The sequence below is a fragment of the Streptomyces sp. 13-12-16 genome, from assembly GCF_002114215.1.
Classification (GTDB): domain Bacteria; phylum Actinomycetota; class Actinomycetes; order Streptomycetales; family Streptomycetaceae; genus Streptomyces.
This window is the reverse complement of sequence record NZ_NCTE01000141.1, coordinates 1-15,038: the sequence shown is the minus strand read 5'-3', so window position 1 is coordinate 15,038 and position 15,038 is coordinate 1. Positions and strand designations below refer to the sequence as shown.

Here is a 15,038-nt window from a genome sequence, read left to right as displayed (position 1 = left end):
GGCGGGCTTCATGGGCGCCGGGGCCCGCCCGTCCGCGCTCACACCGGACGCGCTGGGCGGGCAGATCACGGCGGCGCTGCGCGGGGAGACGCCCGCGGGGCCGCGCGGCCCGGTGCAGCTGTTCTCGGTGACCGACCGATCCGGACTGCCGCTGGTGTTCGCCGCCGACGGCCGGGCCAGGCCGCCCGCGTGGACCGGCCTCGTCCTCCTCGACGACGCGCCCGGCGTCCACGCCCGGGAGGAGGAGCACAAGCGGCGCTGGCGGGCCTGGCTGTACTGGTCCAACCTGCTGCAGTTCCTGGACACCGGTGGCGGCGACGCCGTCCAGCTGACGACCGGCCGCCTCGACGGGTTCCCGGTGGAGACGCTGGCGGTCACGGGCGGAAGCGGTGTCCTCCAGAGCGTCCACCTCACGCTCACCGGCGGCACGCCGGCGCCGGCCAGGACCGCACCGTCGGTTCCCGCGGCCGCCGGGGCGCCCACCACGGGTGACACCGCGCCTGTCCGGGACGCGGCGTGGGACCGGGTCGTCGAGTACCTCGACCCGGACGAGCCCGGCCTGCTCGCGCTCGCCGAGGCCCTCGCCGCACGGGGCGTCCCGGTGCCCCGGGACGGCTACGAGCTCGACGCGCACACCGGCTGGCAGGCCGAACTGGCCTGGCCGGACGCACGCGTCGGAGTCGTCCGGACCCCGAGCCCGCCGGAGGGCGAGGACTTCGATCCGGAGGCCGCCGACCGGGACCGCGACTTCGCCGCGGCCGGCTGGGAGGTGCGGACCGCCGAACACTGGACGGCCGACGACCTCGCCGAGCGGATCGGCCGTCACCCGTCGGACGACACCATCACGGACACCAAGGACACCAAGGACAGCGGGGGGAACGACCAGCCGTGACCGGCAAGAACGTGACACTGCGCCTGCTCGACAAGGCGGACCGGGAGATCCTCAAGCTCCCCCGCCCGGTCAAGGGCGCGATCTACGACTTCCAGCACAAGTTCAAGACCAACCCCGACTCCGCGGGCCTGCGGCTCAAGCAGTTGCAGGGGCACGACAAGCTGCACTCGGCGCGCGTCAACGACGAGTACCGCGCGCTGCTGCTGCGGCTGGCCGACGACGACTGGCTGATCGTCTCGGTCAAGCACCGCAAGGACGTGTACGCGCACCTGGACCGGCTCACCTACTCGGTCAACCGCGTCACCGGCGGCATCGAGTACGTGGACCTCCAGGTCGTGCAGGAGGAGGTGCTCAGCCCCGCCACCCCGCGGACCGCCCCGCCCGTCGAACCCGCCCCGCCCGTCGAACCGGCCGCCCCGGAGCCGCTGTTCGCGACGTGGTCGGAGCAGCAGCTCACCGACCTGGGCGTGGCCCCGTCCCTGGTCCCGGTCGTCGCCGCGCTGACCACCGAGGACCAGCTCCTCGGCCTCGTCGAGTACGCGCCGCAGCTCACCGGCGAGGTGCTGCTGGCGCTGTACGACGGCAAGGCGTACGACGACGTCCTGGAGCAGGTCACCGCCCCCGTGGCGACGCCCGACCCCGTGGACCCCGAGGACTTCCGGGCCGCCGTCGAACGTCCCGCCACCATCGTCACCACGACCGACGACGCGCTGCGCGAGGCGCTGGAGGGCGAGGACTTCGGGCGCTGGAAGGTGTTCCTGCACCCCACCCAGGCCAAGCTGGTCACGCGGGACTACAGCGGTCCGGCGCGTGTGGGCGGCGGGCCCGGCACCGGCAAGACGATCGTGGCGCTGCACCGGGTCAAGCATCTGGTGGAGCGGCTCCCGGCCGGCCGGACCAAGCCGGTCCTGTTGACCACGTACAACAAGAACCTCGCGGCGGACCTGCGTTCGCGCCTGCTCGCCCTGGGCGGCGAGACGCTGCTGTCGCGCGTCGAGATCAGCCACGTCGACCAGCTCGCGCTGCGCACCGTCCGGGAGGCGGAGCCGGGCAACCGCAAGCGGATCGTCGACGAGGCGCAGTCGGTCCGCGAATGGCGCTCGCTCCTCGACGAACTCGGCGAGGACGGCTGGGACGCGGAGTTCCTGCACGACGAGTGGACGCAGGTGATCCTCGGCCAGGCGGTCACCTCCCGCACGGACTACTTCCGTGCCCGCCGCGCCGGACGCGGACGCACGGTCACCCGTGCCGAGCGCGCCGAGATCTGGCAGCTCGCCGAACGGTTCACCCAGCGCCTGGACCGGCTCGGAGTCCAGACGTGGGACCAGATCGCGGAGCGGGCGGCGCAGTTGGAGGTGGCACGCGCCCGGCGCATCCAGGACATCGACCGCCGGCGGGAGGAGGCGGGCGGCCTCGACAACGTCCACGTGGCCGACGGTTCGGGGGGCTGGCTGCGCTACCGGTACCGGCACATCGTGGTCGACGAGGCCCAGGACCTGCGGCCCGCGCACTGGAAGATGCTGCGCGCGATGACCGCCCCGGACCGCAACGACCTCTTCCTGGTCGGCGACACCCACCAGCGCATCTACAAGAACCAGGTGACCCTCGGCAGCCTCGGCGTCAACATCCGCGGCCGGTCGTCGAAGCTGTCGCTGAGCTACCGCACCACCCGGCAGATCCTGCGCTCGGCGCTGAACGTGCTCGGCGAGGAGAAGTACGACGACCTCGACGGCAGCTCCGAGACGCTGGCCGGGTACCGGTCCGTGCTCAGCGGCGCCGTCCCGGACCTGCACCGGTTGGCCGACTGGGCGGACGAGCGCGAGGCGATCGCCGCGCTGATCGGGTCCTGGGGGGAGGTGCCGCACGAGCAGATCGCCATCGCCGTGCCGACCAACGACATGGCGCGCGAGGTCGCGTACACGCTGCGGGAGCACGGCGTCATGGCGCTGGAGATCGGTCCGGACGGGCCCCTCGGCGACAGCGGCGTCCACATCGGCACGATGTTCCGGTTCAAGGGGCTGGAGTACCAGCGCATGATCATCGCCGGGGTGACCGACGGGCTCGTGCCGCGCGCGGACGTCCAGCGGCGGCGCACCACGGACCCGGCGCGCCACCGGACGGAGATGCAGCGGGCCCGGTCCCTGCTCTTCGTGGCGGCCACGCGCGCCCGGGACAGCCTGGACGTCTTCTGGCACGGGGAGCCGAGCCCGTTCCTCAAGGAACTGATAGAGGTCCGGCCGCCGGCCGCGGCGTGACCCGCCCCGGGATCGTGCCGCGGTCCGCCTCGTCTAACGCGGCATGACCGGCGCCTGCGGCACGAGGAACGGCCGCCGGGGATCCTCCGGCGGCATCCTGCGGTTGGCGAACGCCGGATCGGGGGCCGGCAGGTGCGGGGCGAGGGCCGCGTACACGTCCGCCGCACTGTCGGGACGGTCCTCGGGGCGCTTGGCGAGCAGGGTGTGCGTCAGGTCCTGGAGCGCGGCCGGGGCGTCGACACCGCCGTCGGCGAGACGGGGCGGGGGCGCGGTGAGGTGCCGGGTCACCATCTCGGCGGGGTTCGGGCAGTCGAAGGGGGGCCGGCCGGTGAGCATGCAATGCAGCAGGCAGCCCACCGCGTACAGGTCACTGCGGGCGTCCAAGGGCCTGTCCCCGGCCAGGAGTTCGGGTGAGGCGTAGGCGACGTTGCCGAGCGTCTCACCGGTCATGGTGAGCTGTGGGTCGGCGTCCGAGAGGACCTTCACCAGGCCGAAGTCGAGGATCTTCACCAGGCCGCTGGTGCGGACCATGACGTTCTGGGGCTTGAGGTCGCGGTGGACCAGGCCGGCGGCGTGCGCGGCGGAGAGGCCCGAGCACAGTTGCGCGGCCACGGAGACCGCGGCGGGCACCGGCAGGCGCCCGTCGTCGGCGCCGTCGACGACGTTGTCGAGGGTCGTCCCGTCGACGAGTTGCATCACCAGGCAGCAGACGTCCTCGGTCACGGCCGCGTCGTACACGGTGGTGAGGTTGGCGTGGTCCAGACGGGCGGCGGTCTTGGCCTCCCTCTCGAAGCGCGCCAGGGCGGTGCGGCGCCGGTCCGGCAGGGCGAGCAGATCCGTGGCGACGGTCTTGACCGCGACGGGACGCTCCAGATAGACGTCCGCCCCCTGCCAGACGTGGCCCATCGCCCCTCGGCCCAGGATCCGGTCCAGCCGGTACCTGCCGCGCAGTACCTTGCCCGCAGCGAACTGCTCCACGTGCACTTCCCTCGATGAGTCCCAACGGTGTGCCGGCGCGCGGACCGCCCGGCCGGAGGCCCGGCACCGGCAGCCCGCGCGAGCCCGCGCGGAAGAAGTCAACCAGCCTCGTGCGCGGACCGGAAAACCCGGGGAGCACGGAATCCCGCACGGAACCCACGAACGTGACGCCGGCCGGTCCGGCCCCGGAGCGACCGGTGCGTCTCGTGGATCGGACAGTCGGTCCCGTTCCCGGAATCCTGAGGGGCGTGGGGCGGCAGGGGTGACCCGGGACCTACAGGGTCTCGACGGCACCCGGCGGGACCGGGCCCTCGCCCGCGTAGGAGTCGCCGCGTGGTGCGGACGGGGCGTCGTCCTCCGCGACGATCAGCGTGGGCCAGGGGCGGCCAGGATCGCGTCGTCCAGGGTGAGGCCGAGGTGGGTCGAGGACGAGGGCGACCACGGGGGCCGTTTCCGTCTCCCGGGCCTCGAGCAGCAGCGGCAGGTCTGCGGTGTCCCCGTGCAGCCCGACCGGTACGGCCGCGAGCCGCAGTTCGTCCGTCCTGGAGATCCTCGACCCCGGGACCGTCCCCGCGCCCCTGTGGCGCCCCGACACGGCCGCCGGTCCGTGGAACACCGGCGGCACGGAACGGGAGCTCGGCGTCCGGGAACGCCTCATCGCCGCCGGGCCGGCCCGGAAGGCGTGAACGGGCTATGCGTCCCTGTCGTCATCGCGCAGGGAACGGATCATCCTCTGCAGGATGCGGAACGCGTCCGACTGCTCGGTCTCGGTCAGGCCGGCCAGCATTCTGGCCTCGACGGACCGGACGGCCGCGCTCGCCTTCTCGAGGCTCCGTCGGCCGCGAGGTGTGAGCCGCGCGGGAAGCACCTTCCCGACGGGCGCCTCCGCGGGCCTGGTCACGTAGCCGTCCCGTTCCAGGGCCTGGAGCAGCACGCTCATCGTCTGCCGTGTCACGAACGCGCCCCGCGCGAGCTCGGAGTTCGACAAGCCCGGTCGTTGCGCCAGCAGTTCGAGGCAGGAGTAGTGCGTCACGCTCATCCCGAGCGGCCGCAGCACTTCCTCCATGGCCGCGCGGAGGGCGCTCGACGCTTCTTTGAGCAGATAGCCCGGTGACGTCTCCAGGTCGACGCCGACACCTTTTTGACTCATGTCAGTATTCTGACATAGGTTGACGCGTGTCAGAAAACTGACACGAAAAGAAGGAGCATCGTCATGCCCGCCACCGGCCCCGACTTCATCTCGCTCCAAGTGCGCGACCTCGACGCCTCGCAGACGTTCTACGAGCAGTACCTGGGCCTCGTCCGCTCGCCGGCCGGACCTCCGCACGCCGTCGTCTTCGATACGAAGCCGATCGCGTTCGCAGTCCGCGACATCGTTCCCGGAACCGACCTCGCATCCGTCGCCCAGCCCGGCATCGGTGCCGCGATCTGGCTCCACGCCACCGACGTCCAGGCCATCCACGATGCGCTCGTCGCCGACGGTCACACCATCGTCTCCGCACCGGTCGACGGCCCCTTCGGTCGGACCTTCACCTTCGCCGACCCCGACGGCTACCAGGTCACGCTCCACGACCGCGCTTGACCGACCAGCGGACACGTCCGCGAGGAACGCGCGGGCCGGTACGGCGAGGGTGATGTGCCGGTACCGGCGGCGAGGCGGCAGGCGGTCCCTCCCGGGCGGCCGGGCCGCGGCGGGCCGGTACCCACCGGCCGTGCGCGGGGTGGTCGCCGTCGAACTCGTGGACGGCCGGCGGTTTCGCCGCGGCCCGGCCGTGGACGCGCGTCCCCTTCGCTCCCTCACCGCTGGAGCACTGCTGGTCACCTTGTCGGTGAAGTCGCAGGCACGGGTGGTGAAGCGGACGTCGGCCTCCCGCGGAACCCGTCCGCCCGGGGATCCCGGAACGCCGGTGGGCGGGCGGCGTCGCGGGGGAGGATGGCCGTCATGACGGTTGAAGGCTCCTCCATCGACTCCACCAGGCCCAGCATCGCCCGCGTCTACGACTACCTGCTCGGCGGCAAGGACAACTACGCCGTGGACCGGAAGGTCGGCGACGTGTTCCTCCGGGACCTCCCCGGCTCGGTGGCCATCGCCTTCGCCAACCGCGCGGCCCTGACCCGGGCGATCGCGCAGATCGTGACGACCACCGACGTACGGCAGTTCATCGACCTGGGCAGTGGTCTGCCGACCGCCGACAACGTCCACCAGGTCGCGCAGCGGCACGCCCCGGAGTCCCGGATCGTGTACGTCGACAACGACCCCCAGGTGCTGGTCCACGGCTGTGCGCTGCTGGAGCAGAACGACCGCACCCGGGTCGTCCGGGCCGACATCCGCGACCCCGAAGGCGTCCGCACCCACCCGGAGACCCTGGAACTGATCGACTTCGACCGCCCCGTCGCCGTCGTCCTCAGCGCCGTCCTCCACCACGTCAACGACGAGGAGGACCCGGCCGGGATCGTCCGCCACTGGCGTGACCACGTCCCCTCCGGGAGCCACTTCTTCGTCAGCCACTTCCGCTCCGGCGACAACCCGGAGACCGCGGAGGCCGAACGGGTCCTCCAGCAGACCTTCGGCCGCGGCCGGTGGCGCACCGACGAGGAGATCACCTCCCTGCTGGACGGCCTGGAGATCCTCGACCCCGGGATCGTCCCCGCGCCCCTGTGGCGCCCCGACACGACCGCCGGTCCGTGGAACGCCGGCGGCGCGGAACGGGAGCTCACCGTCTGGGAACGCCTCATCGTCGCCGGGCTGGCCCGGAAGACGTAGCGCCCCGGTCGGTGACGGGGGCGCGACGAACACCTTCCCGCGCCTTCAGCCCTTGAGGAACGCGAGGCGCCGACCGGCAGGAAGACGCCGTCCGCGCCACCGCTCCCGGCCTTTCAGCGGCTTCGCCGAAGCCCATCCCGACGAGTCGAAGTCAGCAATGCCGTCTCCAAACCGTCGCGGCTGGTCAGGGTGTCGGGGTGATCGGGACCCAGGACACGGGTACGGGCGACGAGATTCTGCCGGTGATGGTCGGCCGCCTCCGCGTACCGACCCATCCCGTACAGCGCGTCGGCGAGGTTGTGGCGGCTGCCCAGGGCGTGGGGATGATCGGGGCCCAGGACACGGAGGTAATCGGCGAGGGCCTGCCGGTACAGGTCGGCCGCCTCCACGTACCGGCCCATCCCGTACAGCGCGTCGGCGAGGTTGTGGCGGCTGCTCAGGGTGTGGGGATGGTCGGGACCCAGGACACGGGCACGGTCGGCGAGGACCTGCCGGTGCAGGTCGGCCGCTCGCGCGTGCCGGCCCGTCCCGTCCAAAGCGAAGGCCAGGTTGTTGCGGCTGGCCAGGGTGTGGGGGTGATCGGGGCCCAGGACACGGGTACGGGCGGCAAGGTTCCGCCGGTGCAGGTCGACCGCCCGCACGCACTGGCCCATCCCGTTCAGCGCGTTGGCGAGGTTGTTGCGGCTGGTCAGGGCGTCGGGATGGTCAGGGCCCAGGACACGGGTACGGGCGACGAGATTCTGCCGGTGCAAGTCGGCCGCCTGCGCGTACCGGCCCATCCCGTACAGCGCGTTGGCGAGGTTGTTGCGGCTGGTCAGGGCGTCGGGATGGTCAGGGCCCAGAACACGGGTACGGGCGACGAGATTCTGCCGGTGCAAGTCGGCCGCCTGCGCGTACCGGCCCATCCCGTCCAGGGCCTTGGCCAGGCTGTGGCGGCTGCCCAGGGTACTGGGGTGGTCCGCGCCCAGGACGCGGGTCTGTGCGTGGAGGAGGTGTCGGCTCAGTGCGTGTGCCGGCGTGTAGGCGCCCGCGTCATGCAGCACATCGGCAAGGCGGTTGAGGATGTCGCCGATGTCGGTGAGGTCCTGCGGGACCGTGGTGTGGTCGAGCAGGAGCGGGAGGTGCGGGGCGAGGAGCCGGGCGGCGGACCAGCCGGAGCGCCCGGCGCGGGCGGTGTCGTGAGCGGCCTCGGTCAGCCGTGTGGCCATGGCCTGACGCCAGACGATGAGGTTCGGAGTGTCGGCTGCCAGGGCGAGGGCACTGATTTCCCTCACCAGGGGGTGGAGCGCCACCCGGGCGGGCGGGTCGTCACCCGAGGCCGGCCGTGCCTGAGGGCCGGGTTCTTCGGGCAGATCGAGCAGCCCATAGCGGTACAGGCCCGCGAGGGCGGCTTCCACGCCGGCGGTGGTGGCCGATCGTCCTGTCGCGGCGGTGAGGAGGCCGGGGGTGACCAGGAACAGCGGGACGGGGGCCGCCGCCAGTATGGACAGCATCCGCAGCAGCGGGCGGGCCAGCACGTGTCCTTCGGCGGCGAGCTGGTCCAAGGACAACTCCCAGGTGTGGCGGACCACGGTACGGGCGGTGTCCGGGTCGGAGGCGTCCGGGTGTTCAGCACCCAACAGCGTGCCCAGCTCGGCGTCCAGTGCCTGATGGTAACGCTCGAACGTTCGGTAGCGGCTGGTGGGGGTGGCCAGATAGGAGCCGGCCGCGTGCAGGGCCAGCGGCAGCCTGCCCAGACGCTCCGCCAGCTCCTGTGCTTGTGCCCGGGTGCCGGCCCGGGACGCCGCGTCCAGCAGCACTTGCCCCGCGTCGGGCACGGCCAGCGGCCTCAACGGCAGCAGCCGCGCGCGTCGCCCCCACGTCTGTTCGCTGGTGTCCCGGCTGGTGATCAGCAGCAGACCGCGGCCGTGGGGGCGGATCCAGCCCCGGTAGTGCGCCACCGGCTCGCCTTCCACGTCCACCGCCTGCGGCTCGTCGACGTTGTCCAGTACCAGCAGCCACCGCCGTCGTGAAAAGGCAAGCTGCCGCCAGACCACGTCCGGCAGACTCTCCCGTCCGGCCCGTGCCGCCTCCAGATCGGCCTCCGACAGCCCGCAGGCCACCGCCACCCGTGTCATCTGCTGTGCCAGATCCACCGAGTCGCGCCAGCGCACCCAGAACACCTGCCGGCCGTCTTCTTCCGCCCGGGCGGCCAGCTGAGCGGCCACCGTGGTCTTGCCCAGCCCACCGGCTCCACAGACCACCGCGAACTCGTCCTGCGGTCGGCGCAGCATCCTGGTCAGGACGGCCAACTCCGCCTCCCGGCCGCGTACCCGCTCCACATGCGGGTACCGCAGTGAGCCGTGCCGGCTCCCGGCCGGCCGGTCCACCGACGTCAGCCGTGCCGCGGGCCTCTCGCCGTCCAGGTGCCGGCCCCACAACAGCAGTCCCACGGCGGTTGCCAGCAGAACCGCGAACACGAGCCACACCACCCATGACCTGGTGGCCCACCCGGGCACCGAGGCACTCGCGTAGTTGGTCACCAGTCCGAGCCCCGCCATCACCACCGCGGCAGCACCCGCCACTGCGGGCCCCGTCCACGCACCCCGCCTGCGCACCGCTCCCGCCCCCGTCGTTCGGCACCCCCACCTCTCACGGAAGTGTCCACCGACTTCGGCTCGTCGGGGTGGACTTCGGCGAAGCCACTCGAGGTGGTGCGGCGCCCGCGGGTGAGCGGAAGCCGTCCTGCCGGCGGCACCGGCCGCGGCGGGGCGGCGGTGTGCGGACTCCGGCCTCCCGCGGCCCGAGCGGAGTGCGGTGCCGTCCGTCCCCGCACCGTCCGGAGAAGCCGGCCGTGCACCTCGGGCAGGACCCGGCCGGAGTGCCTCCCGACGTCGTACGCGTCCGCCGCCGGAACCCGTGGACGGGGCCAGGGTGTGCGCCGTGGCCGAGGTGGCCACGGCGCACCCCGCACCCCACGCATCCGGACGCATCGCGGTCCCTCGACCGCCCTGGCCGGCCACCACCCACGGACCCCACCGGGTCCGCCCGTTCACGAGACCGCAACACCCGTTCTCAGCATGCGGATTGTCACGGGGCGCCCTCGACAGAACGGGGAGATCGCTGCCACCCTCCCGCCATGTCTCTCGCCCCTTGTGTCCTGCGCCGCATCCTCGCCGGCGTCACCACCGTCCTCTTCGCGACCGCCTCCGGCTGCGCCCCGCAGCCGGAGGACGACGCGTCCGCCCGGCCCTCCGGCTCGACCGGCGCTTCGTGCACCGAGAGCGAGCTCGCCACGAAGACCTCCGGCAAGCTGACGATCGCCACCGACCGGCCCGCCTACGAGCCGTGGTTCAAGGACGACGACCCGTCCAACGGCGAGGGCTTCGAGTCGGCCGTCGCCTACGCCGTGGCGGAGAGGCTCGGATACGGCGAGGACTCCGTGGTCTGGCAGAGCGTGCCGTTCAACAAGGCCTTCGCCCCGGGGGTGAAGACCTTCGACTTCGACATCAACCAGGTCTCCGTCAGCGACGAGCGCAGGAAGGCCGTGGACTTCTCGTCCGGCTACTACGACGTGCGTCAGGCCGTCGTCGCGCTGAAGGACTCCCCGGCCGCGAAGGCGACCGGCGTCGCGGACCTCAAGGACCTCAAGCTGGGCGCCCAGGTGGGCACGACCAGCCTCTCCTTCATCGAGGACATCGTGCGGCCGGCCCGGGACGCCGCCGTCTACGGCAAGAACGACCAGGCCAAGTCCGCACTGAGGAACGGCCAGGTCGACGCGATCGTGGTCGACCTGCCGACCGCGTTCTACATCACCGCCGCCGAGGTGACCGACGCCGAGATCGTCGGCCAGTTCGAGGACCGGGGCGGCGCCCCGGAGCAGTTCGGCCTGGTGCTGGACAAGGGCAGCGCGCTCACCCGCTGCGTGACGAAGGCCGTGGACGCGCTCCGCGAGGACGGCACACTGGCGGAGATCGAGCAACGGTGGCTGGCCGACGCGGCCGACGCCCCGGTGCTCAAGTGACCGTCGTCAAGGGCGAGTCCGGCCGCGACGGCGCAGACGGCAGGGACGACGACGAGGGTGCCGCGCCGGACCCGTACGTGCCGTCGCCGCGCCGGCTGGAGCGCGAGCGGTACCGGCGTGCCCGGGCCCGCCGCGCCACGGCGGTCGCCGCCCTCTCCACCCTGGTCACCGGGGTCGCCCTCTACCTGCTCGTCGTCGGCGCGCCCGGCTGGCCGCGGACCAAGGAGACCTTCTTCGACGGCCGGTACGCACGCGAGGCGTTCCCGAAGGTGCTGGAGGGGCTCTGGCTGAACCTGCGGCTGCTGCTGGTGTGCGGCGCGGCCGTGCTGGTGCTCGGCATGCTCATCGCCGTGGCCCGCACCCTGCGCGGTCCGGTGTTCTTCCCGCTGCGGGTGCTGGCGGCGGCATACACGGACTTCTTCCGCGGGCTGCCGCTGATCATCAACCTGATGATCGTGGTCCTGGGCGTCCCGGCGCTGCGGCTCCAGGGCGTCACGGTCGACCCGGTGCTGCTCGGCGGCACGGCGTTGACGCTGACGTACTCGGCGTACGTGGCGGAGGTGTTCCGCGCGGGCATCGAGTCGGTGCACCCCTCGCAGCGCGCCGCGGCCCGCTCCCTGGGCCTGACCAACCGGCAGGCGCTGCGGTTCGTGGTGCTGCCGCAGGCGGTGCGCCGCCAGGTGCCACCGCTGCTGAACGACCTGGTGTCGCTGCAGAAGGACACCGGTCTGGTGTCGATCGGCGGTGCGGTCGACGCCGTGCGGGCTGCGGACATCGTCGTGGGCCGCAGCCTCAACTACACGCCGTACATCGTGGCCGGGCTGGTGTTCGTCGCCCTGACCATCCCGATGACCCGCCTCACGGACTGGGTGACGGCCCGCATGGACCGCCGGCGGGCGCAAGGAGGAGCGACGTGAGCGAGAACGTACCGCTGTTGCGGATGGAGTCCGTCCGCAAGACCTTCGGCGGCTCGGTCGTCCTGCGGGACGTCGACCTGGAGGTCGCCCCGCACACGGTGACCGCGCTGATCGGCGCCTCCGGCTCCGGCAAGTCGACGCTGCTGCGGTGCGCCGGCCTCCTGGAGGACGTCGATGACGGCGTGATCCACCTGGACGGCGAGGAGATCACCGACCCGCGCGCCGACCAGGACGCGGTGCGGCGCCGGATCGGCGTGGTCTTCCAGGCCTACAACCTGTTTCCGCACATGACGGTGCTGGAGAACATCACCCTCGCCCCGCGCCGGGTGCACCGCGTCCCCCGCGCCCGGGCCGAGGAGCAGGCCCGGCAGCTGCTGGAACGGCTCGGGCTGGGTGGCAGGGCGGGCGAGTACCCGGACCGGCTCAGCGGCGGCCAGCAGCAGCGGGTGGCGATCGCCCGCGCCCTCGCCGTACGGCCCCGGCTGCTGCTGCTCGACGAGATCACCGCGGCCCTCGACCCCGAACTGGTCGGCGAGGTGCTGGACGTCGTGCGCGGCCTCAAGGACGACGGCATGACCATGGTGCTCGCCACCCATGAGATGGGCTTCGCCCGCGAGGTCGCCGACCAGGTCTGCTTCCTCGACGGGGGCGTGGTGCTGGAGCGCGGCACCGCCGAGCAGCTCTTCGGCGCCCCGCGGCAGGACCGCACCCGGCGCTTCCTGCGACGGATCGTGGAGGCGGGCCGCCTGTGAGGGGCCGCGGCGGGTCGGGCGAGCGGGGCGGCGCCGCAGCCGCGGACGTCGGGAGAATGATCCCCCGGAGCCGTTCGTCGGTGGCGGAAGAGCTCAGATCTCGTTCAGGATGGCGGTACGCCGCGCCTGGTACTCGGATTCGGTGATGGCACCGGCGGTACGGAGTCCGTCAAGCTGCTGGAGACGGCCCGCGATGTCGCTCCCGGGGCTCGGAGCCGCCGGCACCTGAGGCTGCGCCTGGGCCTGGGCGGCAAGAAGGGCGTTCTGTTCCTCGAGCAGAGCGCTCTGGCGCTTGGCTTCCTTCGCCGTCTTCTTCGAAGCGCGAGCGCCCTTCGCGGTCTTGCGCGCGATGCGCTCCTTGTCACTACGGAAATCCACCGCGCCCATCGTGGTCAGCGAGAGCATCTTGCGAGTGAGCCCCATGGCCGCACCCTTCCTGCGTACGTATCTGTGTGCATGAGCATTAAAGCGCAGCATTGGTTCCCGCTTGCCCGCGGGACCACCATTCGGGAGGGATGCCGGTCACGTCCCGTTCAGCACCCGAACGGTCATCACTTCGCGTAGTCGAGTCCCAGTGAGCGCGCCCTCTTCGATGTCGACGGTGCGACGTCGGTCGACGCCGCGGACGGCCGTCGCCCGGGCCGGCGTCGTGGCTTGTCGTCAGCCCCTGGGAGCCCTCGCGGAAGAAGTCAACCAGCCCCGTGCGCGGGCCGGAGAACCCCGGGGGCCGCGGGATCCCGCACGGGAGCGACGAAGAAACGGATCGGGCTGTACGAGCGGGGTGTGTCCAGTGAGTGGTGCGACCAGCCGGGCACACCCCCTCCGGGAGACCACACGCCACCTTCGGTGAGACGAAACAGCCGATGGCCCCGACCGTTTCGGTCGGGGCCATCGATTGAGCGATGTGTCCGAGGGGGGACTTGAACCCCCACGCCCGATAAAGGGCACTAGCACCTCAAGCTAGCGCGTCTGCCATTCCGCCACCCGGACAAGGTGTCCGCCGCCTCGGCGAGGTGTTCCCCCCGCGGCGACATGGACAACCATACCAAGGTTTCGCAGTGCCTTTCACCTGCGTTTTCCGTACCTCCGGGCGGTGGCGGGACGGGGTGCACGGCGCGTGTCCGGGTGGTCACGCGCGTCAGGGCATGAGCTGGTACTCCGGGAAGTTGCCGGGCAGGCGTTCTCCGGCCGGGCCCCGGGTCACGGCGCGGACCAGGAGGTCGCCGCCGACGAACGCGCCGCGCCAGGACGCGCCGAAGCCACCGAACAGTTCGTCGCGGTCACCGCGGGAGCGCGGGACGCCGTGGCCGACCTTGAAGGCGCGGATGTGCGGGGCCAGCCGGTCGTAGGTGGACCGGTCGTCCGTGGAGAGCGTGGCCACCAGCGCGCCGTTGGACGCGTTCATGGCGGCCAGCAGTTCCGCCTCCGTGTCGACCAGGACGATGGTGTCGACCGGGCCGAACGGCTCCGCGTGGTGCAGCGGGGAGGACCGGGGCGGGTTCAGCAGCGTGACCGGCTGGACGTACGCCGAGGTGTCCTGACCGGGCAGGAAGCGGGCGTCGGACGGCGTGCCCCGGTGCAGCGGGACGGCGCCGCGGTCGACGGCCTCGGCGACCTGGTCGTGGAGCTCCTTCGCCTTGGCCGCGTTGATCACCGGCCCGAAGTCGAGCCGCGGGTGGGGGTCGGCGGGGTGTTCGACGGCGAGCGGGTGGCCGACCCGGAGCGTGCGCACCGCGGGGAGGTAGGCGGCCAGGAAGTCGTCGAAGAGCCGTCGCTGGACGACGAAGCGCGGGTAGGCCGTGCAGCGCTGCTTGCCGTAGTCGAAGAGTTTGGGGATCACCGCGCTCAGGGTGTCCCAGTCGGAGTGGTTCCAGATGCCCCAGGTGTTGAGTCCTTCCTGTTCGAGGATGTGCCGTTTGCCGAGGTCGGCGACGGCCGTGGCGACCGCGGCACCGGTGTCGCGCCCTCCTACGAAGGAGACGCAGCCGATCTCGGGCGCCCGCACCAGCGCCTCGGACAGCTCGCCCCCGCTGCCGCTGACGAGGGTGACGGGTATCCCCTCGCGGGCCGCGAGTGCCGAGGCCAGGGTCAGGCAGGCGACGCCACCGTCGGTCGGGGTCTTGGCGATGACCGCGTTTCCTGCCAGTGCCTGTACCAGCAATGCGTGAACGAGCACGCTCATCGGGTAGTTCCAGCTCGCGATGTTGGAGACGGGTCCGTCGAGCGGGGCCCGGCCGGCGAGCATGCCGTCGATGCCGTCGGCGTACCAGCGCACGCCGTCGACGGCGCGGTCGACGTCCGCCCGGGCGAGCCGCCAGGGCTTGCCGATCTCCCAGACCAGCAGGAGCGCGAGGAGTTCGCGGTGCTGGGCGAGGGCGTCGAGGGTGGCGGTGACGCGGGCGCGGCGCTCCGGCAGCGGGACGTGCCGCCAGGCGCGGTGCTGGTCGAGCGCGGCGCGCACGGCCTGCCGGGCGGTG

General features: G+C 72.3%; 12 protein-coding genes, 1 tRNA gene and 1 pseudogene. 7 read left to right on the top strand and 7 right to left on the bottom strand.

The features are described from left to right. Together B7767_RS06655 and B7767_RS06650 are read left to right on the top strand one after the other, a co-directional pair. A pseudogene (locus B7767_RS06655) lies at positions 1 to 892 on the top strand (RNA helicase); the annotation flags it as partial. Further along, on the top strand, positions 889 to 3,147 hold the full coding sequence (locus B7767_RS06650; RefSeq protein WP_085571317.1) for a UvrD-helicase domain-containing protein: 2,259 nt from the start codon (positions 889 to 891) through the stop codon (positions 3,145 to 3,147). The pseudogene B7767_RS06655 and the gene B7767_RS06650, both read left to right, overlap by 4 nt. 33 nt (positions 3,148 to 3,180) lie before the next feature. Here the strand turns inward: B7767_RS06650 and B7767_RS06645 are convergent, their stop codons facing one another. The 3 genes from B7767_RS06645 to B7767_RS06640 form a co-directional block, all read right to left on the bottom strand. After that, the gene (locus B7767_RS06645; protein WP_085571316.1) at positions 3,181 to 4,125 is read right to left on the bottom strand and encodes a serine/threonine-protein kinase; all 945 of its coding nucleotides are present in this window, start codon (positions 4,123 to 4,125) and stop codon (positions 3,181 to 3,183) included. Positions 4,126 to 4,399: 274 nt separating this feature from the next. Continuing rightward, positions 4,400 to 4,741, bottom strand: coding sequence for a hypothetical protein (locus B7767_RS49260; protein WP_179167050.1), 342 nt, complete (start codon positions 4,739 to 4,741; stop codon positions 4,400 to 4,402). A 75-nt stretch (positions 4,742 to 4,816) separates the two neighbouring features. Further along, positions 4,817 to 5,275 carry a MarR family winged helix-turn-helix transcriptional regulator gene (locus tag B7767_RS06640; protein WP_085571315.1) on the bottom strand — a complete coding sequence of 153 codons (459 nt, stop codon included), beginning with the start codon at positions 5,273 to 5,275 and terminating at the stop codon, positions 4,817 to 4,819. Between the two features lie 63 nt (positions 5,276 to 5,338). Here B7767_RS06640 and B7767_RS06635 point away from each other — a divergent pair, with 63 nt between their 5' ends. Both B7767_RS06635 and B7767_RS06630 read left to right on the top strand, forming a co-directional pair. Next, entirely contained in the window at positions 5,339 to 5,707 is a 369-nt protein-coding gene (locus B7767_RS06635; RefSeq protein ID WP_085571314.1) for a VOC family protein, read from the top strand. 351 nt (positions 5,708 to 6,058) lie between these two features. Next, complete coding sequence (locus tag B7767_RS06630; protein ID WP_179167051.1) at positions 6,059 to 6,889, top strand: SAM-dependent methyltransferase; 831 nt, start codon at positions 6,059 to 6,061, stop codon at positions 6,887 to 6,889. 113 nt (positions 6,890 to 7,002) lie between these two features. Here the strand turns inward: B7767_RS06630 and B7767_RS06625 are convergent, their stop codons facing one another. Further along, the gene (locus B7767_RS06625) at positions 7,003 to 9,453 is read right to left on the bottom strand and encodes a tetratricopeptide repeat protein (RefSeq protein ID WP_256923344.1); all 2,451 of its coding nucleotides are present in this window, start codon (positions 9,451 to 9,453) and stop codon (positions 7,003 to 7,005) included. A 554-nt stretch (positions 9,454 to 10,007) separates the two neighbouring features. On the opposite strand from B7767_RS06625, the gene B7767_RS06620 reads away from it, so the two are divergent. From B7767_RS06620 to B7767_RS06610, 3 genes are read left to right on the top strand one after another with little or no spacing between them, the layout of a single operon-like run. Continuing rightward, positions 10,008 to 10,892 (top strand): ABC transporter substrate-binding protein, encoded by an 885-nt coding sequence (locus tag B7767_RS06620; RefSeq protein WP_085571312.1) that lies wholly within the window; start codon positions 10,008 to 10,010, stop codon positions 10,890 to 10,892. After that, positions 10,889 to 11,809: an amino acid ABC transporter permease gene (locus tag B7767_RS06615; protein WP_085571311.1), complete on the top strand. Its 921-nt coding sequence runs from the start codon at positions 10,889 to 10,891 to the stop codon at positions 11,807 to 11,809. Before B7767_RS06620 ends, B7767_RS06615 begins: the two co-directional genes overlap by 4 nt. Before the next feature lie 23 nt (positions 11,810 to 11,832). After that, positions 11,833 to 12,561, top strand: a complete 729-nt coding sequence (locus B7767_RS06610; protein ID WP_085571318.1) for an amino acid ABC transporter ATP-binding protein — start codon at positions 11,833 to 11,835, stop codon at positions 12,559 to 12,561. Between the two features lie 93 nt (positions 12,562 to 12,654). Here the strand turns inward: B7767_RS06610 and B7767_RS06605 are convergent, their stop codons facing one another. The 3 genes from B7767_RS06605 to B7767_RS06595 all read right to left on the bottom strand — a co-directional run. Then, a complete protein-coding gene (locus B7767_RS06605; protein WP_143652249.1) occupies positions 12,655 to 12,966 on the bottom strand; it encodes a hypothetical protein in 312 nt (103 codons plus the stop codon). Between the two features lie 500 nt (positions 12,967 to 13,466). After that, positions 13,467 to 13,551: transfer RNA gene (locus tag B7767_RS06600), tRNA-Leu, on the bottom strand. 148 nt (positions 13,552 to 13,699) lie between these two features. Next, a partial coding sequence (locus B7767_RS06595) for an aldehyde dehydrogenase family protein (protein ID WP_085571309.1) occupies positions 13,700 to 15,038 on the bottom strand: 1,339 nt, incomplete at its 5' end.

Coding starts and splice junctions, on each gene's coding strand:
- B7767_RS06640 (WP_085571315.1), bottom strand. CDS start 5,275: ATGAGTCAAAAAGGTGTCGGCGTCGACCTGGAGACGTCACCGGGCTAT.
- B7767_RS06630 (WP_179167051.1), top strand. CDS start 6,059: ATGGCCGTCATGACGGTTGAAGGCTCCTCCATCGACTCCACCAGGCCC.
- B7767_RS06635 (WP_085571314.1), top strand. CDS start 5,339: ATGCCCGCCACCGGCCCCGACTTCATCTCGCTCCAAGTGCGCGACCTC.
- B7767_RS06610 (WP_085571318.1), top strand. CDS start 11,833: ATGGAGTCCGTCCGCAAGACCTTCGGCGGCTCGGTCGTCCTGCGGGAC.
- B7767_RS06605 (WP_143652249.1), bottom strand. CDS start 12,966: ATGCTCTCGCTGACCACGATGGGCGCGGTGGATTTCCGTAGTGACAAG.
- B7767_RS06620 (WP_085571312.1), top strand. CDS start 10,008: ATGTCTCTCGCCCCTTGTGTCCTGCGCCGCATCCTCGCCGGCGTCACC.